This window comes from Rhodococcus sp. CH91 (assembly GCF_022554085.1).
In the GTDB taxonomy this organism is placed as follows: Bacteria; Actinomycetota; Actinomycetes; order Mycobacteriales; family Mycobacteriaceae; genus Rhodococcus.
Window position 1 is genome coordinate 44,981 of sequence record NZ_JAKFYR010000009.1, and the last position, 26,002, is coordinate 70,982.

A 26,002-nucleotide genomic window follows, 5' to 3' on the forward strand; every position below is an offset into this window, starting at 1 on the left:
CGCCCCTTCTCGTCGTCGTGACTGCCCGGACCGCCCTTGACCTCCAGTGGACTCGAGGTTGCAGGCTGGGTGCAGTTCGACGACAGCGGAGGTGATCACGATGCGACGAGTACTGCCCGATGTGTGGGAGACACGAGAGGACAATCCGTTTCCGGGGCTGACGACCCATGCCTATCTGTGGACCGGGAACGGCAACGTGCTGTTCTACTCGGTGGCCGGTGACGCGGACTTCGCCGAACTGGAGCGGCTGGGTGGAGTCACCGATCAGTATCTGTCCCATCAGGACGAAGCCGGTCCGATGCTCGGCAGGATCGCCGAGCGGTTCGGTTCGAGACTGCATGCCCCGGCGATCGAGAGCGACAGGATCGGCGGCCATGCGCGCATCGACGTCCTCCTGAGGAATAGGCACGTGGACGACAACGGGGTGGAGATCGTCCCGACACCCGGGCACACACCGGGAAGCGTCTGCTATCTGGTGCCCGGCTCCGGCGGATCTCGCTATCTGTTCACCGGCGACACCCTGTTCACCGGAGCGTCGGGACGATGGAGGGCCGGCTACATCGACGGCATGAGCGATGCCCGTGACCTCGCCGGGAGCCTGAGACTCCTGGCGACACTGAACCCGGACGTGGTGATCTCCAGTGCGTTCGCCGGTGAGTCGGCCGTGCATCGAATCGATGCGCGGCAATGGCCCGCGCACATCGAACAGGCGCTGGCCGGGTTGTCCACTGTGGTGCGGGGCTGATTCGGGAGCCGGCCCCGGCGACACTCACCTGCCGATGTTCGGCATGTGCGTGGTCAGCGTCGACAGTGTGCTGGCCACGATCTCGGTGAGTTCGTCGGGACGGATGTCGAGGCTGCCGTCGAGCCATCCGCGTACGAGTTCGACGGCGCCGGCCATGACCACCACCGCGCACAGTTCCGCCTGCCGGGTGTCGAGGCGGGTGCCCACGGCGTCGCTCTGCTCGACGAGTTCGTCCGCCGCGGCCCGGATGAACGCGCTCTTGCGTTCGGCGAGCGGGGGTGCGTCGGAGATGAGGAAACGGCCCTGCTGCGGGTTGTGCTCGACCGCGCCGACGATCGCGCCGACGGCGGCCCGAGCCTTGGCGTGCAGGTCGTCGGGTGCCGAGTCGATCGCGGCGACGGCGGCGGTGAGCAGTTCGGCGCCGAGTTCGTCGTAGGCGGTCGTCAGCAGGTCGTTCATGTCGGTGAAGCTCTCGTAGAAGAAGCGCGGCCCGACTCCCGCGGTGGCTGCGACCTTCCGTACCGTCGCCGCCGACCATCCCTCGGTTGCGACGACGTCCATCACCGCGTTCTTGAGACGCTCGCGGCGTTCGGCGCGGCGGTCGGCCGGGCCGACGCCGCGGTACGCGCGGGTTGTTTCGAGCTCGGGCACATCGTCGAGTCTGTCACAGCACCCTTCTTCGGGAATCGATCAATTCCGGAATCATCTGTTTACTAGATGTGGGATTCTTGCAATAGTCGGTCACCGAATCCGGATGAGGAGGAACTGTGACGATCGATGCACCATCGACCACCCGCCTGCACGACCGAGCCGACCGGCTCCGGCCCGAGCCGATCCTGTCCGAGGGCGGCCCTCGCCTGGCGATGTCACTTCTCGCCGGCGACTCGGTGCGCCCGACCCGTGCGCAGGCCCGGGCATTCGCCAAGTTCGCGAACACCTGCGACCCGGTGGCCGACGATCTCGTCGCCGCCATGCGCCGGGACCGGGCCCGGATCCGTGGGCAGTTCGAGCAGGCGCTCGAGCACGGCATCGAATCGGTGGACGATCCCGCGCCCGAAGTGCGGGCGTTCATCGACACCCTCGACGACGTGCCGTTCTGGGTGGACTACGACAAGCTCGACCTCGCTGCGCGCGCGATCGCGCGAATGCCGATGAGCACTCTCATGGCGTTCACCACCGCTATCGCCTTTCCCGCCAGTTACGTCTCACCGCGGGTCAACGACGTCCTCCTGCGCGGCGGTGATCTCGCGAAGCGGGCCGCGGCACGGATCGTCGAGACCGTGGCGTGGTCGATGGACTGCACGGCACCCGGTGGGATGGAACGCTTCGGAGCGGGCACCAAGAACACCGCCCGGGTGCGCGTCGTCCACGCCTACATCCGAGCCGGGATCGCCCGGGTCGAAGGCTGGAACACCGATACGCACGGCCGGCCGGTGAACCAACTGCACTACTGCGTGACGATGATTCCGATCGCCGGTGTCGCCCTCGCCGTCATGGCCGCCGGTCACTGGTACTCCCGGCGTGAACGCGACGCGATCGTCCATCTCTACCGCTACATCGCCCACACCATGGGCGTCACGGCGGAACTCCAGGTGACCTCGCTCGACGAACTCCTGCGCCTGATCTGGCTCGCGGTCTGGTCGGAGGTGAACCCGGACGAGTCGTCCACAGCGCTGACCGACGCCGCACTGCGCGCCGTTCCCCGGATCTACGGGGTGGATTCTCCCGGGGTACACAACCGCATCCGGAGCTGGGCGTACTACCACTTCCACGCCGACCTCGCCCGGCTCTCGCTGGGTTCCGGGTATTCCGACGCCGTCGGCATTCCCCGGCTGAGCCCGATGGCGGCACTGTATCCGCTGTGGTTCGCGCGCAATCTCGTACGGGATCGGCTGAGCGTCGCACTGCCCGGAGGAGCCGCGCGGGCGGCACGCCGAGGACATCTCGAGCGTATGCAGGCGATCGCCGAGGTGAAACGACGACTCGAAGTGCGCCCGTACGAGCGCGATACGGCGGTGCAGACCGTCGGTGAGCGCGACCGGGAACTGCGCTCGGCGTAGATCCGGACATCGGGAACCGTCTGCCGCGAACGCGCCGCGTGGAGCAGGCGAGTCTGCGAGGGTGGTCCGTGGACATGCCACGGCATGCCGTGAACACGAATCATGACACGAAGGGAAGATCTTCATGCCCACACGTACTGCGCGGACGGCCTGGAACGGCGATCTCCAGAAGGGGTCGGGTCAGGTCGAGCTCACCAGCTCGGGACGCGGCACCTTCGACGTCTCCTTCCCGAAGCGCTCGGCCGAGAACGCGGACGGCACCACCAGTCCCGAGGAGCTGATCGCAGCGGCCCACTCCTCGTGCTACGCGATGCAATTGTCCGCTCTGATCGCGGAAGCGGGCGGTACTCCGCAGAGCCTCGAGGTCACGGCCGACGTCTCGCTGGGGCCGGATCCGGCGGGCGGGTTCCGGCTGACGGGAATCACATTGAAGGTCCGGGGTGAGGTGGACGGACTCGATGCCGACGGCTTCGCCAAGGCCGCGCAGGACGCCAAGACCGGCTGCCCGGTCAGCAAGGCGCTCACGGGGGTGGAGATCTCGCTGGACGCGGCGCTCGAGGGCTGACCGGGAACACAGCCCGCCGGTCCGGAGTTGACCCGGATATGAGCATGTCCGAGGTACTCGTCCCGACCGCCCACATCGAGATCTGGTCCGATATCGCCTGCCCCTGGTGCTATATCGGTAAGCGCCGTTTCGCCGAGGCCCTCGCATCGTTCGAGGACCGCGACCGAGTGGAGGTCACGTGGCGGTCGTACCAGCTCTCACCCGACACCCCCGTCGGCCGGCGTGTCCCGGAGATCGATGCACTCGTCGCGATGAAGGGCATGCCGGCCGCGCAGGTCCGGCAGATGTTCGGTCAGGTCTCGGATACGGCCGCGCAGGCCGGGATCTCGATCGACTTCGACAACGTGATCTCGGCCAACACGTTCGACGCGCACCGTCTGGTCCATCTCGCGGGAGACAAGCGCGACGAGGTCCTCGACGCGCTGTTCCGGGCGCACTTCGTCGACGGCGAGGTCGTCGACGACCGGGATGTCCTCGTGAAGGTCGCGGGCGCGGCCGGACTCGATCCGGAGTGGACGCGCGCGGCCCTCGAGGGCGACGATCCTGCCGGTGAGGCCGCCGGCGACGCGGTGGCCGCCGATCTCCTGGAGGCGCGGAACATCGGAGTGCAGGGAGTGCCGTTCTTCGTCGCCAATCGCGCCGTCGCCGTTTCGGGAGCTCAGCCGACGGACGTCTTCCTGGCCTTCCTGCGCAGGGCGGTCGACGACGTGACGGTCACGCTGTGAGTGCTGCGAGATAGCGGAGCGCGATACGCCGCTGCAGCAGGTGCCCGACCGGTCCTGCGGCGCGGGTGTACCAGCGGGCGGGCCGGGAGAAGGCGATCACCGTTCCGACCACACGCCCGTCGGCGCCACGTGTGACGACGAAGGTCTCTTCGCCGCTCTCCGGATGCCCGTCGAGCGTGCCGTAGGTGAAGCCCCGCTGCCGATCGGTGCGGAGCACGTCGAGGACACGGCACGGGGCCGTCGCACGGACAGGGCCGACGCCGAAACCGAGATCCACGTCGAGACCGACTGTCGCGGCCGGAGTTCCCGGCGGCACATGGATTCCGGCTCCGCGATGCATGTCCCATCCGAACAACCGGGCGGCGGCGAGATCGAAAACGGTATCGCCGCTGCCCAGTTCGCCTTCGACCCGCAGATGCCGGTAACCGGAAGGGAGTGCACCGGTTCCCAGGAACGCCCGCAGGCTCGCCCCCACCTCCGGATAGGTCGGGTTGCGCCCGGGGTCACCGGACGCCGGCATCTCAGGACTTCTTGACGTCGAGGACGACTTCGAATTCGAGCAGCGACGCACCCGTGGCGACGGGATTCCTCGCCTCACCGGCGTGTGCGGCCCGGGCGCCGCCGTCCCGCCATGCCGCGAAATCCTCTTCGGTCTCCCACTGCGTCACCACGAAGTACCGGTTCTCGCCGGCGGTCGGGCGGAGCAGCTGGAAGCCGAGGAATCCGGGGGAGTTGTCGACGGTGTGCGCGCGATTGGCGAACCGCTTCTCCAGCTCGGGGCCGGCGCCTTCGGGAACTTCGATTGCGTTGATCTTCACGACTGCCATGCGCGAGAGCCTACTCCGCTAACTTGATCGATTGTGTTGCACGACGAGGGCGGAACCGGCCGACCCATCCTGCTGTTGCACGGACTCATGGGCAGCGCCCGGACGTGGCGTCGCCACGTGGCGTGGCTCCGCGAACACGGTCACGTGTACACCTTCGATGCCGCCGGACACGGCCGGCCCGCTCCCCGCGAACTCACCACCGAGGCCTTCGTCGCCGATCTCGCGATGCACCTGCACGAGATCATCGAACCTCTCGTCGTGATCGGGCATTCGATGGGTGCCCTGCACGCCTGGTGTCTCGCTGCTGCACACCCGCAGCGGGTCGCCGCACTGGTCCTCGAGGACATGGCGCCCGACTTCCGGGGACGCACGGCGGCGAACTGGGCGACGATGATCGCGCAGTGGCCGCAGCCGTTCCCGTCGGAGGCCGCGGTACTCGACTATTTCGGTCCCGTCGCGGGCCGCTACTTCCTGGACTCGTTCGTCCGCCGCGACGACGGCTGGCATCTGCACGGTGATGTCGCCACCTTCCGGGACATCTCGGAGGAATGGGGGTCGCGGCACTTCTGGGAAGAGTGGAATTCGATCCGGGTGCCGGCCCTGCTCCTCGAAGGGGAATTCACCATCACGCCCGAGGGGCAGATGCGGCAGATGGCGACACGGCCCGGGACCGACCATGTCCTCGTCGAGGGAGCCGGGCATCTCGTGCACGACGACAGGCCCGCCGAATACCGCGCAGCGGTGGAGTGCTTCCTCACCGCGCACGCGCTGCCCGGCGGGCCGGGCTAGGAGACGGAACCCTCTCCGGCGAGCGCGAACCGCCCGTCGTCGGTCTGCTCCACCAGGCCGTCCACCAGCAGCGAGTGCAGTGCCCGGTCGCGCTGACCCGGATCCGCCGGCCAGACGCTGTCGAGGACGGGGCGCTCGACAGGCGTGGTGCTCTCCCGCAGCACCGCCATCAGCCGTCCACGTACCTGACGGTCGGTGCCGGCGAACTTCTGCACCTTCCGCGCCGGACCGTCGTGGGCGGGTCGTCCGGCCAGCACCCAGGCACAGTCGGGCAGCGGGCATCGGGCGCAGTCCGGGGTCCGGGCCGTGCACACCGTCGCACCGAGTTCCATCAGCGCTGCCGAGAACGTCGCCGCCTGCGGCCGGGAAGCTGGAAGGATCGCTTCGACGTCGGCGAGATCCCTTGTCGTGGAAGGATTTCCGGGTTCCGCCCGGCCGTGGATTGCTCGTGCGACGACTCGGCGGACGTTCGTGTCGACCACCGGCACACGCTGTCCGTACGCGAAGCACGCCACCGCTCGCGCCGTGTACGCGCCGACGCCGGGCAAGGTCAGGAGGATGTCGACGTCCTCGGGCACACGATCGCCGTGCTCGGCGGCAAGTACACCTGCGCACTCGTGTAACCGCAGTGCGCGGCGCGGATAACCGAGTGTGCCCCACGCGCGCAGAACTTCGGCCTGACTCGACGCGGCCATCGCGGAGGGCACGGGCCAGCGCTGCACCCACTCCTCCCAGATCGGTGCGACCCGGGCGACCGGCGTCTGCTGCAGCATGACCTCGGACATGAGGATCTGCCAGCCCGTCACCCCGTCGTGCCGCCACGGCAGGTCGCGCGCCTGGGCGGCGTACCAGCGAAGCAACGACGGTGAATCCACCGGCATCTCTCATCTCCTCGGTTCGCAGTGACGGGGGTCCGGTCTCGCTCCGGAGAGTCCACCCGAGCCCGGTCGCGCATGCGGGTGAATAATGTACGCATGCCGAACTCGAATCCCATCTCCGCCTGGAAAGCCCTGACCGAGGGTAATCATCGCTTCGTCAGCGGTACCCCGCTGCACCCCAGCCAGGGAATCGACCGTCGCGCCGAACTCGTCAACGGACAGCATCCCACTGCCGTCCTGTTCGGCTGCGGAGACTCCCGAGTGGCTGCGGAGATCATCTTCGACCAGGGGCTCGGCGACATGTTCGTCGTCCGCACCGCCGGCCACGTCATCGACAGCTCCGTCCTGGGCTCCATCGAGTACGCCGTCGACGTCCTCAACGTTCCGCTCATCGTGATCCTCGGGCACGACAGCTGTGGTGCCGTCGCCGCGACGATCGAGGCACTCGACAAGGGATCGGTGCCGGGTGGTCACATCCGCAGTCTCGTCGAGCGGGTCGCACCGTCGATCCTCATGGGCCGCGCCGAGGGCCTGAACACCGTCGACGAACTCGAGGGCCGGCACGTCGTCGAGACCGGAAAGCTCCTGACGGATCGCTCGCGCATCATCGCCGACCGCATCGCCGACGGCCGCTGCGCCATCGTGGGTGTGACCTACAAGCTCGAGGACGGTCACGTGAGCCTGCGGAGCCACATCGGAGACATCGGTGTGATCGCAGAGGAAGGCGACACGCCGACCGTGGTGTAGCTGTCTGCAGGTACAGGCACATACCGTGAGGGGCGTGCTTGAACCGACCGGCCCTCTGCCCCCCGAGATCTACTGGCGACGACGCCTTCTCGCAATCGGTGTCTCGGTGGTCGTGCTGGCTCTGGTCGTCTGGCTGGTACTGGCGTTGACCGGCGGTGACGGCGGGGAAGCCGAACCCGAGCCCGCCGCCGCGGAGGTCACGACCTCGGCCACGACCACCGCGGCCGACGCGTCCGCCGAGGCAGCGGCCGCGAGTTCCCCGCGCGGCGACGACGCGTCCGGTTCGGCCGAACCGGAAGGCTCCCGCGAGCCGGGGACTTCGGGGACAGCGGGCGATTCGCCCACGACCACCGAGTCCTCGGCGCCCGTGGCGCCCGGGCAGTGCCCCGATCAGTCGCTCGCGGTGCGTGTGACTGCCGACGAGGCGAACTACAAGATCGGTGCCGAACCCGATTTCACGATCGTCATCACCAACATCGGCACGTCGCCGTGCGAACGCGATCTCGGCGCCGGGCTGCAGCAGGTGCTCGTCTACAGCCTCGACGGCAATGAGCGCTTGTGGGCGAACACCGACTGCTTCCCGGAGTCCACTGCCGACATCCGCTCCCTGGCACCGGGAGACCAGGCAGCCTATTCCGTGAAGTGGTCGGCGACGACCTCCGAACCCGGCTGCAAGGCACCACGCGAGCCGGTCGGCCCGGGCGCCTACACCGTGGTGGGTCAGCTCGGTGGTGTCCGCAGTGCGCCGGAGCCGTTCAACATCGCGCCCTGACACCTTCCGGATCGGGGCCGATCAGTCGTAATGGTTGATGGAGGCTTCGGCCAGCCGGGACAGTCCCTCGCGGATGTACCGGGCCCACAGGGCTCCGACACCGTCGACGGCCTGGAGGTCGGCCGCGGTGGCGGCGAGCAGGCCCTGCAGGGTGCCGAACGCGCCCACCAGCAGGTTGATCTGGCGGGTCTGCAAGCGCGGCACCCGATGGAGCACGCGGTAGCCGCGAGGGCTCATCGACGTGTCGAGAGCTTCGATGGTGCCCGAATACCCGAAGGCCCGCGCGAGCGTCGTGAGATCGAGCAGGTCGACGTCGGTCAGCCGGGCGAGCCGCTCGAGCGCCTGATCGACCTCCTGTGACGAGGGGACACGATCGCCGGCCAGGTAATCGCGCACGATGAGCTGCCGGGCGAGCTGGTTGTCGCCCACCAGCTCTTCGAGTTGGAGGGCGAGCTGGCGGCCGTCGGTGCCCAGTTCGAGCACGTCCTGTTCGATCTCCACCGCCAGCCGGTGCATCATCTCGAGTCGCTGTGCCACGGTGAGCGCGTCACGCAGGGTGACGATGTCCTCGATCTCGACCACCGACAGTTGCCGCGTCACTTCGTCGAGACGGGCCTTGTAGCGTTCCAAGGTGGCGACGGCTTGATTGGCGCGGGACAGGATCGTGGCCGAATCGTCGATGACGTGCCGGCGACCGTCGACGTACACACTGACGATGCTCATCGACTGACTGACCGACACCACCGGATAGCCGGTCTGGATCGCGGTGCGCTCCGCGGCGCGGTGACGAGTGCCGGACTCGACGGTCGGGATGCTCGGATCGGGCACGAGCTGGACGTTGGCACGCACGATGCGGGTGCCGTCCGTGGACACGACCACCGCACCGTCCATCTTCGACAACTCTCGCAACCGGGTCGGGGCGAACTCCACGTCGAGCTCGAATCCGCCGTCGCACAGAGCGGCCACCTGCTCGTCGAAACCGAGGACGATCAGGCCCCCGGTCCGGCCGCGGAGGATCCGTTCGAGACCGTCGCGTAGCGCGGTGCCGGGTGCCAGACGGGCGATGGTTTCGCCCAGCGTCGATACCGACGCCGACTCGGTCATCGCGACTCCCTTCCGTGTGCAGCCTGCGGTCACGGTCACATTTGCGCGAACTCCCGAACCGGCGTCGCCGACCGCGCAACTACATTACTTGCTTATGCGCAACACCTGGACTTTGCCCGACGACCTCGTCGTTCCCGCTCTGCCGGAAGATCATCCCGGCCCGGGTGCCCCGCTTCCGCAGCATTGGGCGAAGTGCTTCGGGTGCGGCGACGACCAGCCCTCGGGCCTGGCGATGGAGTTCACCTTCGGCGAGGGTCTGGAAGTGCTGGGCCGGCTCGACGTCGCCACCCGCTATCAGGGTGGTCCGGGCTTCATCCACGGCGGCATCCTGATGACGGCGTTCGACGAGGTGCAGGGGATGGCGTGCAACGCCGCGCTTCGCTCCGCCGTGGTCACCGGGCATTTCGAGACCGATTTCGCCCGCCCGATCCCGCTCGGTTCGGTCCTCGAGTTCCGGGCACGCGTCGACGGCACCGTGCGTCGCAAGGTGTACACGAGCTCGGAGGCCCGCATCGTCGACGGGCCGATGGCCGATCCGGACGTGGTGGTCGCGTCGTCCGTGGGTCTGTTCGTCCTGGTGGGACACGAGCACTTCGCGAAGGGCATGGACTTCGCGGACGGCGTTCCGCAGACCGACCACGACATCTCCGCTCCTTAGAGCGTCCGTCCCGGCGGTCGGTCCGGGAGCAGGGGCGTACCGGGCCGGTGATCGCGTCCGAGCAGCGTGGCCGACGTGACGGCCCCGGCGCCGTAACGGGAATGCAGATCGTCGAGGACGGCATCGAGCGCGTGCCGGTCGATCGCGCGGTGCGCCGGGAGGGGATGGCCGTTCTCGACCACCTCGTCGAAGGGCAGCTCGAGCTGCTCGGCGCCCTCGCCGGTGAGGTTCGAGACCGCGATCCCTATCAGGGTGAGCCCACGGTCGGCGATGAGTGGATGGGTGTGGTCCAGCAACTCGCGTGCCGCCGCCCCGACGAGGTCGGTGCGTGCGGTGGCGCCGGGAAGCGTGTGCGAACGGGTGGCGCGGCTGTAGTCGGCGAATCGCACCCGCAGTACCACCGTGCGTCCGAGGCGACGGGCCCGGCGCATCCGACGGCACACACGGTCGACGAGCAACTGCAGTGTTTCCGCCACCGACTCGATGCTGTGCGGTCCGTGGCCGAGGGCGTGTTGCGCGCCCATCGAACTGCGCGGCCGGTGTCGGACCGGACGCGGGTCGTGCCCGAGAGCGAGAGCATGCAGGTGACGTCCGGTCGCTCGCCCCAGCAGCGACACGAGATCGGATTCGGAGTGGCGGGCGACGTCCGCCACCGTCCGCATTCCGTGTGCGTGCAGTTTCGCCGCGGTGACTCTGCCGACGCCCCACAGTCGTTCGACCGGCAACGGGTGGAGGAACGCGAGTTCGGCGTCCGGAGGGACGAGGAGCAGACCGTCGGGCTTGGCCACCCCGCTCGCGACCTTTGCGAGGAACTTGGTGCGCGCGATACCGACGGTGATCGGCAGACCGACCTCGGCGGCCACCTCACGGCGCAGGCGCGTGGCGATTTCGACCGGGCTGCCCGCGATGCGCTCGAGCCCGGAGACGTCGAGGAATGCCTCGTCGATCGAGATCCCCTCCACGACGGGAGTCGTGCGATCGAAGATCGCGAAGACCTCGCGGGAGGCTTCCGCATAGGCGTCCATGCGGGGAGGAACGGAGATCACCCCCGGGCACAGCGCCCGGGCGGCACGACCGGACATCGCGGTGGCTATGCCGTATGCCTTGGCAGCGTAGGACGCCGCGAGCACGACACCCCCGCCCACGACCACCGGCCTGCCGCGCAGCCGCGGATCGTCGCGTTGCTCCACCGACGCGTAGAAGGCGTCGAGATCGGCGTGGAGGACGGTCGCACCGGACACGAACACATGTTCGCACCGGCATCCGACATCTCGGCTCGCCCGACGGGAGGCCTCAGCGCGTCAGTGTGGAGAGCGCCTGTGCCAGGTTGGCGACCTCGAACTTCTTCATGCCCTTCGGCACTCCCTCGACATCGCGGGGTACGACTCCGCGGTCGAAGCCGAGGCGGGCGGCCTCCGCGAGGCGGCGCCCCGCTCCCACCACGCGACGGACTTCGCCCGCGAGACCGACCTCCCCGAGCAGCACCGTGCCCACCGGGACGGGCTGGTCGCGCACCGCGGAGGCGACGGCGAGCGCGAGTGCGAGATCGGCCGAGGGGTCGGTGATCCGCATCCCGCCCACCGTCGAGGCGTAGACATCGCAATTGCCGAGCTTGCCGAGACCACAACGCCGCTCGAGCACCGCGAGCACCATGGCGACCCGGGCCGCGTCGAGACCACTCACGGCACGTCGCGGAGAGGGATTGTGCGTGGGCACCACGAGGGCCTGGACTTCGCCGAGAAGAGGACGTTTGCCGTCCATCGTCACGGTGACCGCTGTGCCCGGAACGGCCTCGTCGCGGTGTTGCAGGAACAGTCCGGACGGGTCGCTCACGCCGACGATGCCGTCCTCGGCGAGTTCGAAGCAGCCCACCTCGTCGGCGGCGCCGAAGCGGTTCTTCACGCCGCGCACCATGCGCAGCGTGGAGTGCTTGTCGCCCTCGAAGTGCAGCACCACATCGACGAGATGCTCGAGGGAACGGGGGCCGGCCACCGCACCGTCCTTCGTGACGTGACCGATGAGCAGCACGGGTATGCCGCTGGACTTCGCGAGCGAGGTCAGCGCGCTGGTCACCGCACGCACCTGCGTGACTCCGCCGGTGACCCCGTCGACGTCGGCGGCGAGCATGGTCTGCACGGAATCGACGACGAGCAGGGTCGGTTTCACCTGTTCGACGTGCCCGAAGATGGTCGCGAGATCGTTCTCGGCGGTGAGATAGACACGGTCGTGGACGGCGCCGGTGCGATCGGCACGCAACCGCACCTGCCCGGCCGATTCCTCGCCCGTGACGTAGAGGGCGCGATCGGCCTCACCTCGCAGCGCCCAGCGATGCACGACCTCGAGCAGGAGCGTGGACTTGCCGACACCCGGCTCACCGGCGAGGAGGACGACGGAACCGGGCACCACCCCTCCGCCGAGGACACGGTCGAGTTCCGGGATGCCCGTCGGTTTCGCGTGTGTGGCCTTGCCGTCGATCTGCGACAGGGGAGTGGCAGGTGTGCTCGGCAGGACGGCGGCCGCGCCCGCGCGTGCCAGGGAGGTGCCGGTACGCGCGGCGACCGCCACGGGCTGCACGGGAGCTTCGTCCATCGACCCCCACGTGCCGCATTCGGGACAGCGTCCGACCCACTTCGCGACGGTGTGCGCGCAGTCGGAACAGCGGTAGAGGGTCTTCGTCTTTGCCACGGCCGGAGAATAGTCGGTCGCACCGACACAGCCGTGACATGCGAAAGGCCCGGCCGGGCGATGCCCGACCGGACCTTGTCGCAGGGAGATCTAGTGCGCTTCGCCCACGATCGGCGAGAGCTCCGACTCGTCGCGGGGGAGTTCCGGTCCTGCGTCGATCGGGATGGAGACCGTGATGTCGCCGGCCTCGGCGAAGGAGAAGGTGACCGGGATGGTCAGACCGGGACGAACGCCTTCGGAGAGGCCCACGAGCTCGACGGTCTCGATCGCTGCCGGTGTCGGGAAGGGGGTCTCGCCCGTGCTGTCCGGATCGGGCAGCTCCTCGGCACCCTCGATCAGATCCGCGGTGGTCTCGGAGGCACCGGCGATCACGGAGGACTGCGGCGGGATCTCGAGTTCGGCGCCGGTGACCGACTGTGCGAAGTCGGTGGAGATGCCGGTGAGCTCGTCACCGATGTACGGATCGAGGTTGACGATCGTGAAGCCGAGCTGGGCGGTTCCGCCGGGCTCGATGCTGTACTCCTCGGAGTTCGGGTAGATCACGTGCACGTTGCGCAATGCGATGCTGCCGGCGTCCACGTTGGAACCGTTGATGGCCGGGACCTGGGTCGAGGTCTGGGTGATCTGACCGGCGCTGCACGCAGACATCGTGAGTGCCGCCCCTGCGGCAAGGGCGAGAGCAGTCACGACTCGGCGAGTCGGCGCTTTGAGAGCAGTCACGGGTTCCTCCACTCGAGTATGGCTCGCAATCCACTAGGCAGAGTAGTAGTCCGCGTGCGCCCTGTGTACGTCGGGGCGGAATCCGGTGCCGATGCCTACCCGGGGAGCAGGGCCGGAAGTCCCGACCCACCCGGTGTGTCGGAGGTCACCCGATACACGGAACGAACTGCCTGTCAAGCCCCGGGCTCATGCTTCGATGCCCCTGACCTGCACCGTTGACGCGAGGGTGATGTGATCACGTGTTAAACTGGCAGAATCGAAAGGGGCACGGGACACATGATTTTCAAGGTCGGAGACACCGTCGTATACCCCCATCACGGTGCGGCGCTGATCGAAGCTATCGAAACACGCACCATCAAGGGTGAGCAGAAGGAATATCTGGTTCTGAAAGTCGCGCAGGGCGACCTGACGGTCCGGGTACCTGCAGATAATGCGGAATATGTCGGAGTCCGCGATGTCGTCGGGCAAGAAGGCCTCGACAAGGTATTCCAGGTGCTGCGCGCACCTCACACGGAGGAACCCACCAACTGGTCACGGCGGTACAAGGCCAACCTCGAGAAGCTGGCCTCCGGCGATGTCAACAAGGTCGCGGAAGTCGTGCGCGACCTGTGGCGCCGGGAGCAGGACCGCGGCCTGTCCGCAGGTGAGAAGCGGATGCTCGCCAAGGCGCGTCAGATCCTCGTGGGCGAACTCGCCCTCGCCGAGGGCACGGACGACGTCAAGGCGGAAACCATGCTCGACGAGGTTCTCGCCGCCGCTTCCTGACAGGACGGCGAGGCGAAAACTGCACATGAACGATCGCAACGGGCCGGTCGTCGGAATCGTTCCGGCGGCCGGCCGTGGTGTTCGCCTGGGTGAACCACTGCCCAAGGCGTTCGTGGAACTCGAGGGCCGCACGATGCTCGCCCGCTCGGTGGAGGCGATGCTCGCCTCGGGAGTGGTCGATCGCGTCGTGATCGTCGTCCCTCCCGAATCGGCCGGGACCACCGCGACCCGGCTCGTCGGGGAATCCTTCGCCGCCCGGGTGCAGGTCGTGGCCGGGGGAACCGAACGAGCCGATTCCGTACGTGCAGGTCTTGCGGCGGCGCCGGGAGCGCGGTTCGTGCTCGTCCACGACGCCGCACGCGCTCTCACGCCGGCAGGCCTGTTCGTGCGGGTGGTGGACGCGCTGCGCGCCGGCTGTGACGCGGTGATCCCGGTGCTCCCCGTCGCCGACACCATCAAGAGTGTCGACGACGTGGGCATCGTGACCGGCACCCCGGACCGGTCGCGCCTGAGAGCGGTGCAGACACCGCAGGGCTTCGACGTCGACCTGCTCTCACGAGCCAATCGGGACGCGGCCGACGCCACCGACGACGCGGGACTCGTCGAGCGGCTGGGTGAGCAGGTGACGACCGTCGCGGGAGACCCGCTCGCTTTCAAGATCACTACCCCGCTGGATCTGGTGCTGGCGCGTGCCGTGCTCGCATCCGGCGTCCCCGCAGAGAAGGAGATGTGACCATCGTGCGTGTCGGCATCGGAACGGACGTGCATCCCGTGGAGGCGGGCCGGCCGTGCTGGATGGCCGGTCTGCTGTTCGAGGACGCCGACGGCTGTGCCGGGCACTCCGACGGCGACGTGGCCGCGCACGCGCTGTGCGACGCCCTGCTCTCGGCCGCCGGTCTCGGCGACCTCGGTGCGGTCTTCGGCACGGGGCGTCCCGAGATGTCCGGTGTATCCGGCGTCGCCATGCTCCAAGAGGTGCGGCGCCTGCTCGCCGAGGCGGGCTGGGCCGTGGGGAACGCCGCCGTTCAGGTGATCGGGAACCGGCCGAAGATCGGACCGCGTCGTGAGGAAGCACAAGCCGTGCTGGCCGATGCGCTCGGTGCCCCGGTCTCGGTGTCGGCGACCACCACGGACGGACTCGGCCTCACCGGCCGGGGCGAAGGCGTGGCGGCGGTCGCAACCGCACTGGTCCTGGCCCGGCAGGACGAACGGTAGGATCGACGGTCGTGACCTTGCGCTTATACGACACCGAATCGCGGGCCGTGCGGGATTTCGAACCGCTGGTCCCCGGCCACGCTTCGGTCTACCTGTGTGGGGCCACCGTGCAAGGCGAACCCCATATCGGCCACGTACGCAGCGGTGTCGCGTTCGACGTGCTCCGTCGCTGGCTGACCGCCAAGGGGCTCGACGTCGCCTTTGTGAGAAATGTCACAGACATCGACGACAAGATCCTCCGCAAGGCGGCCGAGGCGGGCCGGCCGTGGTGGGAGTGGGCCTCCACCTACGAGCGGGCCTTCAACCGCGCCTACGACGCGCTCGGTGTCCTGCCGCCGTCCGTGGAACCCCGCGCGACCGGACACGTCACGCAGATGGTCGAACTCATCCAGCGCCTCATCGATGCCGGTCACGCCTATGCGGCAGACGGCGACGTCTACTTCGACGTACTGAGCTATCCGCAGTACGGAGCCCTCTCCGGTCATCGCATCGACGACGTCCACCAGGGCGAGAGTGCCGGGCTGGGCAAGCGCGACCCGCGCGACTTCACGCTGTGGAAGGCGGAGAAGCCCGGGGAGCCCTCGTGGCCCACCCCGTGGGGACGCGGACGTCCCGGCTGGCATCTCGAATGCTCCGCGATGGCCGGTTTCTATCTCGGAAGTACCTTCGATATCCATTGCGGAGGAATGGATCTCGTCTTCCCGCACCACGAGAACGAGACCGCTCAGTCCCGCGCGGCGGGCGACGGCTTCGCGCGTTACTGGCTGCACAACGGCTGGGTGACGATGGGCGGAGAGAAGATGTCCAAGTCGCTCGGCAACGTGCTGTCCATTCCCAACGTCCTCGCCCGGGTCCGCCCGCAGGAGCTGCGCTACTACCTCGGCAGCGCCCATTACCGGTCGATGCTCGAGTACTCCGACGACGCGCTCGCCGAGGCGGCCGCGGCCTATCGGGGACTCGAATCGTTCGTCCTCAAGACCCGCGACCGGGCGGGAGAAGTGCCCGTGGGCACCTGGACGGATGCCTTCGCCGACGCCCTCGACGACGATCTCGGAGTGCCCAAGGCCCTCGCCGAGATCCACGGGCGGCGCAGCGAGGGCAACAAGGCCCTCGACAACGGCGACCTCGACGAAGCTGTGCGGATCGCTTCCCAGATGAGAAGCATGATGGGCATCCTCGGTGTGGACCCCCTCGACGAGCACTGGTGCACCACCACGGACACCGGGTCGGCGGCGCTCGCCGCGCTCGACGTCCTGGTCACCACGGATCTCGAGCGCCGCACCACTGCCCGCGCCGAGAAGAACTGGGCGGTGGCCGACGAGGTGCGCGACCGGCTGGCGGCCGCGGGCATCGAAGTGACCGATACGCCGAACGGACCCGAGTGGTCCTTGAAAGCAGGACAGTGATGGCAGGCAATTCCCAGCGTCGCGGCGCTATTCGTAAGGGCGGCACGAAGAAGGGGCAGGTCGTCGGGTCCGGCGGGCAGCGGCGTCGCGGGCTCGAGGCCCGCGGTGCGACCCCCAGGGCCGAGGACCGCCCCTACCACCCCGCGGCCAAACGTGCCCGGGCGGCCGCGAAGGCCACCGATACGCGCGGGGGTGGTCGTCGACCGGCCGCCGGCCGTAAGGCCGAGGACGGGCCGGAGATGGTCCTGGGCCGCAATCCGGTCGTCGAATGCCTGCGGGCCGGCGTTCCCGCGACGGCTCTGTACGTCGCCCTGGGCGCGGAGGCGGACGAGCGACTCAAGGAAGCCGTGCAGCGCTCGGCCGAGATGGGCATCTCGATTCTCGAGGTCTCGCGTTCCGAACTCGACCGGCTGTCGGCCAACGGGATGCATCAGGGCATCGGCCTCCAGGTTCCGCCCTACCGGTACGCGCATCCCGACGACCTGATCGCCCGCGCCGCGGAAAACCACGAACGGCCGCTGATCGTGGCGCTCGACAACATCTCCGATCCGCGCAATCTCGGCGCCGTGATCCGCTCGGTCGCAGCATTCGGTGGGCACGGCGTGGTGATCCCGCAGCGACGCTCGGCGTCGGTGACGGCGGTGGCCTGGCGCACGAGTGCAGGTGCAGCAGCGCGACTGCCCGTCGCGCGTGCCACCAACCTCACGCGCACTCTCAAGGACTGGCAGGCCCGCGGCGTCCGCGTCGTCGGTCTCGACGCCGGCGGCGACACCAGCCTCGACGACTTCGACGGCACCGATCCCGTCGTGGTGGTCGTGGGCTCGGAAGGCAAGGGGCTCTCACGCCTGGTCCGGGAGACCTGCGATTCGGTGCTCTCGATTCCGATGGCCGGAGATGTCGAATCGCTCAACGCCTCCGTGGCGGCGGGCGTCGTCCTGGCGGATATCGCGCGGCAGCGACGCGCCTGACCGAGCCGGCCGGATTCGCGGCCGCGAGGGCTAGTCTGTCCTCGTGGTCGCCTCACTGCCGTTCCGCACGCGAGTGTTCGCGCTGTCCGAGCGCTTCACGAACAAGTCCATCGCCGACGCGTCCCCGGAAGAGATCCCGGCACGCCGGGCGGCGAGAGCGAGACTGCTGGCGTCTCCGGCCGGTCGGCTGGTCGCGGGCCGGCCGCATCCCGGAGTGCGGATCGAGGATCGACCGGTCGATCTCGAGCACGTCGCCGTCGACGACCTCGAACCCGAGACGTCGCCTGTCTCCCTGCGGCTGAGGATCTATCGGCCGTCGGTGCGTGTGGACGGTCCGCTCCCCGTGGTGGTGCTGTTCCACGGTGGTGGATGGGTGTTCGGCAACCCGGAGCAGAACGAATGGTGGGCGAGCCGCATGGCTGCGCGGACCCCGTGCGTCGTGGTGTCGGTGGATTATCGGCTGGCACCCGAACATCCTTATCCGGCAGCGGTTCTGGACTGCTGGTCGTCGCTTCACTGGGTGGCCCGGCATGCCGGTGAGTTCGGAGGGGATCCGGCGCGCATCGTGGTGGCCGGCGACAGCGCCGGGGGGAATCTCGCCGCCGTCGTCGCCGATCTGGCGGGACGCTCGGATGGTCCGCTGCCGGTCGGGCAGGTGCTGGTCTATCCCGCAGCGGAGATGGAGGAGATGTTCCCCTCGGAGCAAAAGTTCGCGAACGCTCCCGTGCTCACTTCTCGCGGTATGCGTGCGTTCGTGCGTCTCTATCTCGCCGGCGCCGATCCGTACGCGCCGACGGCTGCTCCGTTGCGCGGCAGCCTGGCCGGTGCCGCGGTGCCCGCCCTCGTGCAGGTTGCAGGACATGATCCGTTGCGCGACAACGGTATACGTTACGCGGCCGCACTGCGCGGCGAAGGATGTGATGTGACGGAGACCGACTATCCCGACGCCGTCCACGGATATCTCAGCCTGCCGGGCATCTCGCCTCCCGCGAAGCGGGCGCTCGACGAAGTGATCGCCTTCGTGCGGCGGGTGACGGCAGTCGAACCGGCCTCCCCGGAGGTCGCGGCGGTGGAGGAGACGAAGACGTCCGTGTGGTTCCGGATGCGCCGATCACCGCACCGGCACGAACCTGACCCGCTGGCCGGGGCGTAGCTGCGCCGCGATCGGCAGGTCGGCCGAGACGGCCACGGCGATCACGGGATAGCCGCCCGTCACAGGATGGTCGACGAGGAACAACACCGGGTGTCCTTCCGGGGGAACCTGCAGTGAGCCCGGCACCATGCCCTCGCTGGGCATCTCGTCGTGCCGTGCTCGGTGCAAGCGGCCGGGGCCGTGGAACCTGATCCCCACCCGGTCGAGTTGCGGTGTCACCGTCCAGCTCTCGTGGAACAGCGCACGTATCGACGCCGGGGTGAACCAGTCGTCGCGGGGTCCGGTTCGCACCCGGATCTCGACGGGATCACCCATCGGGGCGGGTGGCGGGATCTGCTCCTCGTCGGGCAGTGCGGTCGCCATCGCGCCGACGAGCAGACGGTCGCCGCCGCGCACCGGTGACGGCCCGGTCGCCGACAGTATGTCGGTGGACCTGCTGCCGAGCACCTCGGGCACGTCGATGCCGCCGCGCACCGCGAGATAGGACCGCAGGCCCTCCTTCGGGGGGCCGATCCGCAGTACGTCGTCGTCCCGCAGCATGATGCGGGACCAGTCACCGACGGGCCGGTCGCACACGGTCACCTCGGCGCGAGCGCCGGTCACGGCCACGATCGTCTCGCCGACACTGCGGACGGCCAGACCACCGCCGGTCACCTCGAGTGTCGCCGCGTCCGGACGGTTTCCGACCAGCCTGTTCGCGGCGTCGTGGGAGCGCCGGTCCGCGGCGCCCGACCGGGTGAGCCCTGAGGAGCCGTGACCGGGACGTCCGCGATCCTGCACCGTCGTGAGCATTCCGCTGGAGATCACCTCGAACCATGCCACGTCGTTCATTCTCACCCACCGTGTTCCCCTGCACGGCCCGACTCCGCTCGAGCAGGCACAGTTGGGGTGGAAAGATCATCGAGGACGGAGGTGCCGACCGTGGACGACGTGAACGCCCGGGCGACGACGCGACAGATCGAGAGGGCCGTCGAGGCGGACGACCTTGCCGCAGCGCACGACGCTGTCGCGGAGCTCGACGTCGAACAGGTCGTCGACGTACTCGAACGGCTCGGCCGGACCGATCGTGCCGTGCTGTACCGGCTTCTGCCCAAAGCTCGCGCACTCGACGTCTTCGAGCAGCTCGATCCGAGCATGCAGAGCGAACTGGTCCGGGGCCTGCGCGACGATCAGGTCGCCACGATCTTCGCCGACCTCGAACCGGACGATCGGGTGGAACTGCTCGACGAACTCCCCGCCACGGTCGCCTCGTCGTTGATGCGCGGACTGCCGCCGGACGAGAGGAGGATGACGGCTGCGATTCTCGGCTATCCGCAGCGTGCGATCGGCCGGAGGATGAGCCCTGCCTTCGTGTCTCTGCGGCACGACGTGACGGTCGAGGAGGCGATGGACGCAGTGCGTCGCCGGCTGCACGACGCGGAATCGGTGTACACACTGCCGGTGGTGGACGACGGGCGCGTGCTCGTGGGGGTGGTGGGTCTGCGGGATCTGATGAGCGCAGCGCCCGGAACGGTGATCGCCGACATCATGAACGAGCCCTACTGGGCACGCGCTACCGACGATGCCGAGGAGTCCGCGCGGCGCTGCGCCGAACTCGAGCTGCTGGCGCTGATCGTGGTCGACAGCGAGACCCGGCTCGTGGGCATCCTGACGGTCGACGCCGCCCTGCGCATCCTGGAGGCCGCGGACAGCGAGGACCAGGCGCGGATCGGTGGTACGGAGCCGCTGCGCCGGCCCTATCTCGCGACGCCGGTGAGTTGGTTGGTCCGGTCACGGGTGGTGTGGTTGCTCGTCCTGGCATTGGGCGCGACACTCACGGTCCAGGTGCTCGAGGTCTTCGAGTCCACCCTCGGTCAGGTGGTCACCCTCGCGCTGTTCGTGCCGCTGATCATCGGCACCGGCGGCAACACCGGAAACCAGGCTGCCACCACGGTCACCCGTGCACTCGCCCTCGACGATGTGTCTCCGCGCGACATCGGTGGGGTCGTCGCCCGCGAGTTCCGGGTGGGGCTGTCCCTCGGCGTCCTCCTGGGGTCGGTCGCGTTCGTGCTGACGTCATGGGTCTACGACTCCTCGGTGGGAGCTGTGATCGGATCGACGCTGGTGAGCGTCTGCACACTCGCGGCGACCGTGGGCGGTGCGATGCCGTTGATCGCGAAGGCGATCCGCGCCGATCCCGCAGTCTTCTCCAACCCGTTCATCACGACCTTCGTCGACGCGACCGGGCTGGTGATCTATTTCCTCATCGCGAAGGCCGTACTGGGGATCTGACGTTCACGACTCGGTGACGGTTCCGCGCGACGCGGATCACGGCGGGGGCGGACCTCTCCTCGGGGACCGCCGGCCTTCAGATCGCGACGAATCGAACCGTCCGCCCCGGGCGCAGCAGGGCAGCGGGTGTCCGATCAGGTTGCCACAGCGGCGCTTCGGAAGTTCCGATCAGCTGCCACCCTCCGGGTGACTGCCGGGGATAGACGCCCGAGAACTCGCCTGCGAGCCCGACGGCACCGGCCGGAACCGTGGTGCGCGGTGAGCTCCGGCGCGGCACGTGCAGCCGGGGGTCACCGCCGGTGAGATACGCGAAGCCGGGCGCGAAGCCGCCGAACGCGACGGTCCACGTGCAGGTCGTGTGGGCGGTGACCACCCCCTCCGCCCCGAGACCGGTCAGTTCCCCGACCTCTTCGAGATCGTCGCCGTCGTAACGGACTTCGAGCGTCACTTCCTCGACGGTGGCGGCGTCCACGGGAAGCGGCGCGGTGGTGGCGATCCACCGGTGCACGTCCTGCACGTCGGTCTCGGAGGCATCGAAACACACCAGCAGCGTCCGCGCCGCGGGGACGAGGTCGACGACCCCGCGCGCCCGGTCCTGGTCCAAGGCCCGGAAGTGCGCGAGAACGATGTCCAGGGAAGCGAATTCGGCGAGCAACGCGCTGTCACCGGCACGCAGGATCCTCATCGGTGTACCTCACGGCTCCCGGTGGTCTACGAACGCCCGGATGTCGATGTTCTCGGCGTCGAGACGGGTACGTACCGCGACGGCCATCGCCGTGGCGTCGGGCGAGTCGCCGTGGATGCACACGGATTGCGCGCGCACGCGCACGTCACTTCCGTCGATCGCACGGACCACTCCTTCGGTGACCATGCGCAGTACCCGTTCGGCGACCTCGTCCGGATTGTGCAGCACCGCACCGGGTTCACGGCGCGAGACGAGCGTGCCGTCCGGAGTGTAGGCGCGGTCTGCGAACGCCTCGGTGACCACGGCCAGACCGGACCGTTCGGCTTCCTCGAGGAAGGCGGAGCCGGGCAGTCCGAGCACGGGCAGGGAGGAATCGTAGGCGCGCACCGCATCCACGACGGCTCGGGCCTGCTCCCGGTGATGGACTATCGCGTTGTACAGCGCTCCGTGCGGTTTGACGTAGCTGACCGCCGACCCGGCCGCGCGCGCGAGGCCGTCGAGTGCGCCGATCTGGTAGATGATCTCGGCGGTCAGGTCGGCCGCCGGTACCTCGATGAAGCGGCGACCGAAGCCGGCCAGGTCGTTGTACCCGACCTGCGCACCGATTCGCACGGCGCGCTTCGCCGCGCCGTGACAGGTGCTCAGCAGGGTCGCCGGGTCGCCCGCGTGGAAACCGCACGCCACGTTGGCGCTGGTGACGATGTCGAGCATGGTCTCGTCGTCGCCCAGACGCCACTGGCCGTAACTCTCGCCGAGATCGCTGTTGAGGTCGATGCGGGTCACGCTCCGAGTCTAGGCCGCCCGGAAGACCGTTCCGACGTCACGAGCGACGATGTCGTCGAGGGCGCGTTCGACGATCGCGGCGATCGTCATCGACGGATTGCACGCGGCGGTGTTGCCCGGCATGAGTGCCCCGTCGAGCACGTACAGTCCGCGCTGCCCGAGCACCCGGCCCTCGAGATCGCACACCGTCCCCATGCTCGCACCGCCGAGAGGGTGCCAGGTCGACGGGACGATCGCGTTCGTGTCGGTCAGGATGCTGCGTTCGCCGGCGATACGGCGCACGGTGGGATCGATGCAGCCGGTCTGGACCGACGAATCCCCTTCGTGCGGCCAGCGCAGGACGGCATCGTCGCGACCGGCGTCGTAGACGAAGTGTCCGCGACCCTCACTGACTCCGAAGCCCACCATGACCGTGCTACGCATGTCGATGCCGTGGAAGCCGGGGATGGAGGCCTGGATGACGGTGAAGGCGGCGTGCGGGTCGTTCCAGTTCTTGCTGCCGTAGACGACCGGGCCGCCCTGCACGAGACCGAACTCCTCCTCGAGGTTCGTCCACAGGTAGATGCGGTCGGCGTTGGATCCCCAGCCCTGCCCGATGCCCTCGGGCAGGTCCGGGACCAGTCCTTTCGCTGCCGCCTTCATCAGCAGCCGGGTGGTGTTCATCGTGCCCGCCGACAACACCAGTGCGTCGGTGGTGAGGATCTTGTTCTCGACGACCGTGCCCGAGGTGTCGATGTGGTTCACGTGCACCGTCCACCGGCCGTCCTTGCGGCGCTCGATGTCGGTGACCTCGTGTTGCGTCGCGACGGTCACCAGGCCGGTGGCTTCGGCCTCCGCGATGTAGGTGACGTCGACGGAATGCTTCCCGCCGTTGTTGACCCCCATGGCGCCCGAGCCGTCGGTGTAGGCGGGGGCCATCTCTCCGCGGAGTTCGGCGAGCGCGAAGTTCCAGTCGATCGGCATCGGGATCTTGTCGACCGGCAGTCCGGCATTGCGGGCACGCTCGGCGAAGATCCGCGACGTCGCGTAGTTGGGGCTCGCGACGAGTTCGTCCGGTGCCACTGCCAGGCGCAGCATCTGCGCGACCCGTGGGTAGTGCACGCGGTCGAGCAGCCCCCAGTCGAGCTCGCCCGGGAAGTTCGCGGCGAACACCGATTCGCTGGGCTGCAGCGACATGCCCTGGTAGACGAGCGATCCGCCACCCACTCCGGCGGCGCACAGGGCGGTCATGTTCTCGCCGACGACGGCTTCGACGAGTCCGGTGTACGGCTCGAACGCGAGACGGCGGCCGAACACCTCCGGGTTCGAACGGTGCCACAGAAACCGCTTGTCGGGATTGTCGACGCGAGGGAAGGTGTTCGCGTTCGGACCGGTGGGCCACCGGATACCGCGCTCGAGCATGTGTACTCGTATCCCGGCCTGCGCGAGTCGCAGAGCGGTCACCCCGCCGCCGAAGCCGGTACCGACGACGACCACTCCGTGTTCCTCGTGGGTGAGCGGCACGGTGTTCACGCGGGCGGGGATACCCGGGACCGCCTGGGCTGCGCCGCCTGCGGTGAGGACGAGACCGGCGGCCGCGGCCGCTCCCGTGAGGAAGGAACGGCGCGTGACGTGCTGCACTCTCGACCCCCGATGTCTGTGACGTCCCGCTACCGGAACCGACTCGGAAATCTAGGCAAGCGCCGCGAGGAGCGTCAAGATCGCTTTCCGCTCGGGGATCAGGCGGCGACCGCGACGCGACCGGCGCCGCGTCGCTTGCGGGCGGTGCCGATCACACGGCACACCATGTAGATGACGAAGGCGATCGTCGTGATGAACGCCGAGACCGGCACGCCCGGCGCCAGCGCGAGCAGGATGCCGCCGACCGCCGAGATCTCCGCGAAGATCACCGCCAGCACGGTGGCGGCGAGCGGTCCGCTCGCCACGCGTGCCGCAGCCGCGGCCGGGGTGATGAGCAGTGCCATCACCAGCAGCGCACCGACGATCTGGACGCCGAGTGCGGCGGTGACGCCCACGAGCACGGCGAACACGATGGACAGCCCGCGGACGGGGACGCCGCGGGCCGCCGCGACCTCCGGGTCGGTACTCGCGAACAACAGGGGACGGTAGATCACCAGGAGGGTGAGGATCACGACGGCCGCGCACGCCGCGAGCAGCGCGATGCCCGTGCCGCCGGGTGCCACGATCTGACCGGTGAGCAACGAGAAGGCCGCACCGGTACGTCCGTCGTAGGCCCACAGCAGCAGGACCGCGAGGCCGAGGCCGAAGGACATCACCACACCGATGACGGAGTCCCGTTCGCGTGCACGGGTTCCCAGTACGCCGAAGAGAATCGCGGCGATCACGGCCCCCGCGACCGCGCCGACCCCCACCGACACACCGATGATCAGCGCGGCGGCGGCACCGGTGAGCGAGAGTTCGGAGGTGCCGTGCACGGAGAACGCCATCTGCCGGCTGATGATCAGGGGGCCGATCACGCCGGCGAGCAGTCCGAGGATCGCTCCGGCGACGAGCGCCTGCTGGACGAAGTCGTACTGCAGGAGTTCGAGGGTCGTCTCGAAGTCGAACATCCGGCCCATGGCGTCGGTGAACTTGCTGCTCATGCGAGATCCTCGTGGTCGTGGTGGACGCCTTCCCCGGGACGCAGTCCGCCCGCGCTGCCGAGCGCGTCGATGGCGTCGCCGGTGCCGACGACCACGAGTCGTCCGCGCATCTCGAGTACTTCGACCTCGGTGCGGTAGAGCTCCGAGAGCACCTTCGAGGTCATCACCTCGGAGGGAGAACCGACACGGAACTGCCCGTCGACGAGGTAGAGCACGCGATCGACCAGCGGCAGGATCGGGTTGATCTCGTGGGTGACGAACAGGACGGAGGTGTCGTGGTCGCGTCGCCGCCGGTCGATGAGCGACGACACGAGGTGCTGGTTGGCCAGATCGAGACTCAGCAGAGGTTCGTCGCACAGGAGCACGCGGGGATCTCCCACGAGCGCCTGAGCGATACGCAGGCGCTGTTGCTCGCCCCCGGAGAGACTTCCGATCGGGGCGCCGGCGAAGGCCTGCGCGCCGACCTGCGCGATCGCATCGTCCACCGCGACGCGCCGGCGTCTGCGGGTACGCACGCCGGTTCCCCAGAGGTGACCGTCCATGCCGAGCCCCACGAGATCGCGTCCCCGCAGCGGCACGGCCTCGTCGAGGGACTTCTGCTGCGGTACGTAACCGACGTAGGAGTTCCCGGCACGGACGGACTGCCCGGCGATCGTCACCGTGCCCGAGGTGAGGGGGAGCTGACCGAGCAAGACCTTGAGCAGTGACGTCTTACCGGCACCGTTGGGGCCGAGCACCGCCAGGAACTCGCCGGGCTCGACGGTGAGGTCGAGCCCGTCCCAGAGCACACGCTCACCGAATGCCAGTCGTGCGTCGCGGAGTTCGACCGTGGGGGTGCGGTCGGAGGGAGGAGGAGTCACCGAAGTCCGTGTTCTCGA

At 68.7% G+C, this 26,002-nt stretch carries 29 protein-coding genes; 15 read left to right on the forward strand and 14 right to left on the reverse strand.

What is annotated here, in order from left to right; genetic code table 11:
* Positions 1-100 precede the first annotated feature (100 nt).
* Positions 101-745, forward strand: a complete 645-nt coding sequence (locus MOM01_RS17135; protein WP_241386637.1) for an MBL fold metallo-hydrolase — start codon at positions 101-103, stop codon at positions 743-745.
* Between the two features lie 24 nt (positions 746-769).
* Here MOM01_RS17135 and MOM01_RS17140 read toward each other — a convergent pair whose 3' ends face one another.
* Positions 770-1,396: a TetR/AcrR family transcriptional regulator gene (locus MOM01_RS17140; protein WP_241386638.1), complete on the reverse strand. Its 627-nt coding sequence runs from the start codon at positions 1,394-1,396 to the stop codon at positions 770-772.
* Between the two features lie 116 nt (positions 1,397-1,512).
* On the opposite strand from MOM01_RS17140, the gene MOM01_RS17145 reads away from it, so the two are divergent.
* The 3 genes from MOM01_RS17145 (at position 1,513) to MOM01_RS17155 (ending at position 4,095) form a co-directional block, all read left to right on the forward strand.
* Positions 1,513-2,805 carry an oxygenase MpaB family protein gene (locus MOM01_RS17145; protein WP_241386639.1) on the forward strand — a complete coding sequence of 431 codons (1,293 nt, stop codon included), beginning with the start codon at positions 1,513-1,515 and terminating at the stop codon, positions 2,803-2,805.
* Between the two features lie 124 nt (positions 2,806-2,929).
* Complete coding sequence (locus tag MOM01_RS17150; RefSeq protein WP_241386640.1) at positions 2,930-3,370, forward strand: OsmC family protein; 441 nt, start codon at positions 2,930-2,932, stop codon at positions 3,368-3,370.
* Positions 3,371-3,414: 44 nt separating this feature from the next.
* On the forward strand, positions 3,415-4,095 hold the full coding sequence (locus MOM01_RS17155; protein WP_241386641.1) for a DsbA family oxidoreductase: 681 nt from the start codon (positions 3,415-3,417) through the stop codon (positions 4,093-4,095).
* On the opposite strand, the gene MOM01_RS17160 is transcribed toward MOM01_RS17155, so the two are convergent.
* The gene (locus MOM01_RS17160; protein ID WP_241386642.1) at positions 4,085-4,615 is read right to left on the reverse strand and encodes a DUF1990 family protein; all 531 of its coding nucleotides are present in this window, start codon (positions 4,613-4,615) and stop codon (positions 4,085-4,087) included. The genes MOM01_RS17155 and MOM01_RS17160 overlap by 11 nt on opposite strands.
* A 1-nt stretch (position 4,616) precedes the next feature.
* Positions 4,617-4,922 carry an antibiotic biosynthesis monooxygenase family protein gene (locus tag MOM01_RS17165; RefSeq protein WP_241386643.1) on the reverse strand — a complete coding sequence of 102 codons (306 nt, stop codon included), beginning with the start codon at positions 4,920-4,922 and terminating at the stop codon, positions 4,617-4,619.
* 33 nt (positions 4,923-4,955) lie between these two features.
* Between MOM01_RS17165 and MOM01_RS17170 the strand changes: the two genes are divergently transcribed.
* Positions 4,956-5,711, forward strand: a complete 756-nt coding sequence (locus tag MOM01_RS17170) for an alpha/beta fold hydrolase (protein WP_241386644.1) — start codon at positions 4,956-4,958, stop codon at positions 5,709-5,711.
* Here MOM01_RS17170 and MOM01_RS17175 read toward each other — a convergent pair.
* Positions 5,708-6,592, reverse strand: a complete 885-nt coding sequence (locus MOM01_RS17175; protein ID WP_241386645.1) for an A/G-specific adenine glycosylase — start codon at positions 6,590-6,592, stop codon at positions 5,708-5,710. The two genes, MOM01_RS17170 and MOM01_RS17175, sit on opposite strands and share 4 nt — an antisense overlap.
* Positions 6,593-6,685: 93 nt before the next feature.
* Here MOM01_RS17175 and MOM01_RS17180 point away from each other — a divergent pair, with 93 nt between their 5' ends.
* Both MOM01_RS17180 and MOM01_RS17185 read left to right on the forward strand, forming a co-directional pair.
* Positions 6,686-7,336 carry a carbonic anhydrase gene (locus MOM01_RS17180; protein ID WP_241386646.1) on the forward strand — a complete coding sequence of 217 codons (651 nt, stop codon included), beginning with the start codon at positions 6,686-6,688 and terminating at the stop codon, positions 7,334-7,336.
* A gap of 34 nt (positions 7,337-7,370) precedes the next feature.
* The gene (locus MOM01_RS17185) at positions 7,371-8,108 is read left to right on the forward strand and encodes a hypothetical protein (RefSeq protein WP_241386647.1); all 738 of its coding nucleotides are present in this window, start codon (positions 7,371-7,373) and stop codon (positions 8,106-8,108) included.
* Between the two features lie 21 nt (positions 8,109-8,129).
* On the opposite strand, the gene disA is transcribed toward MOM01_RS17185, so the two are convergent.
* A complete protein-coding gene (gene disA / locus MOM01_RS17190) occupies positions 8,130-9,212 on the reverse strand; it encodes a DNA integrity scanning diadenylate cyclase DisA (protein WP_241386648.1) in 1,083 nt (360 codons plus the stop codon).
* A gap of 94 nt (positions 9,213-9,306) precedes the next feature.
* On the opposite strand from disA, the gene MOM01_RS17195 reads away from it, so the two are divergent.
* Positions 9,307-9,870 carry a PaaI family thioesterase gene (locus tag MOM01_RS17195; RefSeq protein ID WP_241386649.1) on the forward strand — a complete coding sequence of 188 codons (564 nt, stop codon included), beginning with the start codon at positions 9,307-9,309 and terminating at the stop codon, positions 9,868-9,870.
* On the opposite strand, the gene dinB is transcribed toward MOM01_RS17195, so the two are convergent.
* The 3 genes from dinB to MOM01_RS17210 all read right to left on the reverse strand — a co-directional run bounded on the left by dinB (position 9,867) and on the right by MOM01_RS17210 (position 13,275).
* Positions 9,867-11,117 carry a DNA polymerase IV gene (gene dinB / locus MOM01_RS17200; protein ID WP_241386650.1) on the reverse strand — a complete coding sequence of 417 codons (1,251 nt, stop codon included), beginning with the start codon at positions 11,115-11,117 and terminating at the stop codon, positions 9,867-9,869. The genes MOM01_RS17195 and dinB overlap by 4 nt on opposite strands.
* A 46-nt stretch (positions 11,118-11,163) precedes the next feature.
* On the reverse strand, positions 11,164-12,555 hold the full coding sequence (radA, locus tag MOM01_RS17205; RefSeq protein ID WP_241386651.1) for a DNA repair protein RadA: 1,392 nt from the start codon (positions 12,553-12,555) through the stop codon (positions 11,164-11,166).
* 90 nt (positions 12,556-12,645) lie between these two features.
* Positions 12,646-13,275, reverse strand: coding sequence for a hypothetical protein (locus MOM01_RS17210; RefSeq protein ID WP_241386652.1), 630 nt, complete (start codon positions 13,273-13,275; stop codon positions 12,646-12,648).
* A 276-nt stretch (positions 13,276-13,551) separates the two neighbouring features.
* On the opposite strand from MOM01_RS17210, the gene carD reads away from it, so the two are divergent.
* From carD to MOM01_RS17240, 6 genes are read left to right on the forward strand one after another with little or no spacing between them, the layout of a single operon-like run.
* The gene (gene carD, locus MOM01_RS17215) at positions 13,552-14,040 is read left to right on the forward strand and encodes a CarD family transcriptional regulator (protein ID WP_241386653.1); all 489 of its coding nucleotides are present in this window, start codon (positions 13,552-13,554) and stop codon (positions 14,038-14,040) included.
* A gap of 25 nt (positions 14,041-14,065) precedes the next feature.
* A complete protein-coding gene (ispD, locus tag MOM01_RS17220; protein ID WP_241386654.1) occupies positions 14,066-14,773 on the forward strand; it encodes a 2-C-methyl-D-erythritol 4-phosphate cytidylyltransferase in 708 nt (235 codons plus the stop codon).
* 5 nt (positions 14,774-14,778) lie between these two features.
* Positions 14,779-15,255, forward strand: coding sequence for a 2-C-methyl-D-erythritol 2,4-cyclodiphosphate synthase (gene ispF, locus MOM01_RS17225; protein ID WP_241386783.1), 477 nt, complete (start codon positions 14,779-14,781; stop codon positions 15,253-15,255).
* Positions 15,256-15,266: 11 nt separating this feature from the next.
* The gene (gene cysS, locus MOM01_RS17230; protein ID WP_241386655.1) at positions 15,267-16,661 is read left to right on the forward strand and encodes a cysteine--tRNA ligase; all 1,395 of its coding nucleotides are present in this window, start codon (positions 15,267-15,269) and stop codon (positions 16,659-16,661) included.
* Positions 16,661-17,629 carry a 23S rRNA (guanosine(2251)-2'-O)-methyltransferase RlmB gene (gene rlmB, locus MOM01_RS17235; protein ID WP_241386656.1) on the forward strand — a complete coding sequence of 323 codons (969 nt, stop codon included), beginning with the start codon at positions 16,661-16,663 and terminating at the stop codon, positions 17,627-17,629. The genes cysS and rlmB overlap by 1 nt, the downstream gene beginning before the upstream one ends.
* A 43-nt stretch (positions 17,630-17,672) precedes the next feature.
* Complete coding sequence (locus MOM01_RS17240) at positions 17,673-18,782, forward strand: alpha/beta hydrolase (protein WP_241386657.1); 1,110 nt, start codon at positions 17,673-17,675, stop codon at positions 18,780-18,782.
* Here MOM01_RS17240 and MOM01_RS17245 read toward each other — a convergent pair.
* A complete protein-coding gene (locus tag MOM01_RS17245) occupies positions 18,741-19,613 on the reverse strand; it encodes a biotin-dependent carboxyltransferase family protein (protein ID WP_241386658.1) in 873 nt (290 codons plus the stop codon). The two genes, MOM01_RS17240 and MOM01_RS17245, sit on opposite strands and share 42 nt — an antisense overlap.
* 90 nt (positions 19,614-19,703) lie before the next feature.
* On the opposite strand from MOM01_RS17245, the gene mgtE reads away from it, so the two are divergent.
* Positions 19,704-21,053, forward strand: a complete 1,350-nt coding sequence (gene mgtE / locus MOM01_RS17250; RefSeq protein ID WP_241386659.1) for a magnesium transporter — start codon at positions 19,704-19,706, stop codon at positions 21,051-21,053.
* A gap of 76 nt (positions 21,054-21,129) precedes the next feature.
* Here mgtE and MOM01_RS17255 read toward each other — a convergent pair whose 3' ends face one another.
* The 5 genes from MOM01_RS17255 to MOM01_RS17275 form a co-directional block, all read right to left on the reverse strand.
* Positions 21,130-21,738 carry a 5-oxoprolinase subunit B family protein gene (locus tag MOM01_RS17255; RefSeq protein ID WP_241386660.1) on the reverse strand — a complete coding sequence of 203 codons (609 nt, stop codon included), beginning with the start codon at positions 21,736-21,738 and terminating at the stop codon, positions 21,130-21,132.
* A gap of 9 nt (positions 21,739-21,747) precedes the next feature.
* Complete coding sequence (locus MOM01_RS17260; RefSeq protein ID WP_241386661.1) at positions 21,748-22,521, reverse strand: LamB/YcsF family protein; 774 nt, start codon at positions 22,519-22,521, stop codon at positions 21,748-21,750.
* 9 nt (positions 22,522-22,530) lie between these two features.
* Positions 22,531-24,141: a GMC oxidoreductase gene (locus MOM01_RS17265; RefSeq protein WP_241386662.1), complete on the reverse strand. Its 1,611-nt coding sequence runs from the start codon at positions 24,139-24,141 to the stop codon at positions 22,531-22,533.
* A 98-nt stretch (positions 24,142-24,239) separates the two neighbouring features.
* Entirely contained in the window at positions 24,240-25,124 is an 885-nt protein-coding gene (locus MOM01_RS17270) for a metal ABC transporter permease (RefSeq protein WP_241386663.1), read from the reverse strand.
* On the reverse strand, positions 25,121-25,984 hold the full coding sequence (locus MOM01_RS17275; RefSeq protein ID WP_241386664.1) for a metal ABC transporter ATP-binding protein: 864 nt from the start codon (positions 25,982-25,984) through the stop codon (positions 25,121-25,123). Before MOM01_RS17275 ends, MOM01_RS17270 begins: the two co-directional genes overlap by 4 nt.
* Positions 25,985-26,002: the final 18 nt, after the last annotated feature.

Bases quoted from the DNA above. Each gene is read 5' to 3' on its own strand.
- MOM01_RS17135 (WP_241386637.1), top strand. From the start codon at position 101: ATGCGACGAGTACTGCCCGATGTGTGGGAGACACGAGAGGACAATCCG.
- MOM01_RS17150 (WP_241386640.1), top strand. From the start codon at position 2,930: ATGCCCACACGTACTGCGCGGACGGCCTGGAACGGCGATCTCCAGAAG.
- MOM01_RS17155 (WP_241386641.1), top strand. From the start codon at position 3,415: ATGTCCGAGGTACTCGTCCCGACCGCCCACATCGAGATCTGGTCCGAT.
- MOM01_RS17160 (WP_241386642.1), bottom strand. From the start codon at position 4,615: ATGCCGGCGTCCGGTGACCCCGGGCGCAACCCGACCTATCCGGAGGTG.
- MOM01_RS17165 (WP_241386643.1), bottom strand. From the start codon at position 4,922: ATGGCAGTCGTGAAGATCAACGCAATCGAAGTTCCCGAAGGCGCCGGC.
- MOM01_RS17175 (WP_241386645.1), bottom strand. From the start codon at position 6,592: ATGCCGGTGGATTCACCGTCGTTGCTTCGCTGGTACGCCGCCCAGGCG.
- MOM01_RS17180 (WP_241386646.1), top strand. From the start codon at position 6,686: ATGCCGAACTCGAATCCCATCTCCGCCTGGAAAGCCCTGACCGAGGGT.
- disA (WP_241386648.1), bottom strand. From the start codon at position 9,212: ATGACCGAGTCGGCGTCGGTATCGACGCTGGGCGAAACCATCGCCCGT.
- MOM01_RS17195 (WP_241386649.1), top strand. From the start codon at position 9,307: ATGCGCAACACCTGGACTTTGCCCGACGACCTCGTCGTTCCCGCTCTG.
- carD (WP_241386653.1), top strand. From the start codon at position 13,552: ATGATTTTCAAGGTCGGAGACACCGTCGTATACCCCCATCACGGTGCG.
- ispD (WP_241386654.1), top strand. From the start codon at position 14,066: ATGAACGATCGCAACGGGCCGGTCGTCGGAATCGTTCCGGCGGCCGGC.
- rlmB (WP_241386656.1), top strand. From the start codon at position 16,661: ATGGCAGGCAATTCCCAGCGTCGCGGCGCTATTCGTAAGGGCGGCACG.
- MOM01_RS17245 (WP_241386658.1), bottom strand. From the start codon at position 19,613: ATGAACGACGTGGCATGGTTCGAGGTGATCTCCAGCGGAATGCTCACG.
- MOM01_RS17255 (WP_241386660.1), bottom strand. From the start codon at position 21,738: ATGAGGATCCTGCGTGCCGGTGACAGCGCGTTGCTCGCCGAATTCGCT.
- MOM01_RS17270 (WP_241386663.1), bottom strand. From the start codon at position 25,124: ATGAGCAGCAAGTTCACCGACGCCATGGGCCGGATGTTCGACTTCGAG.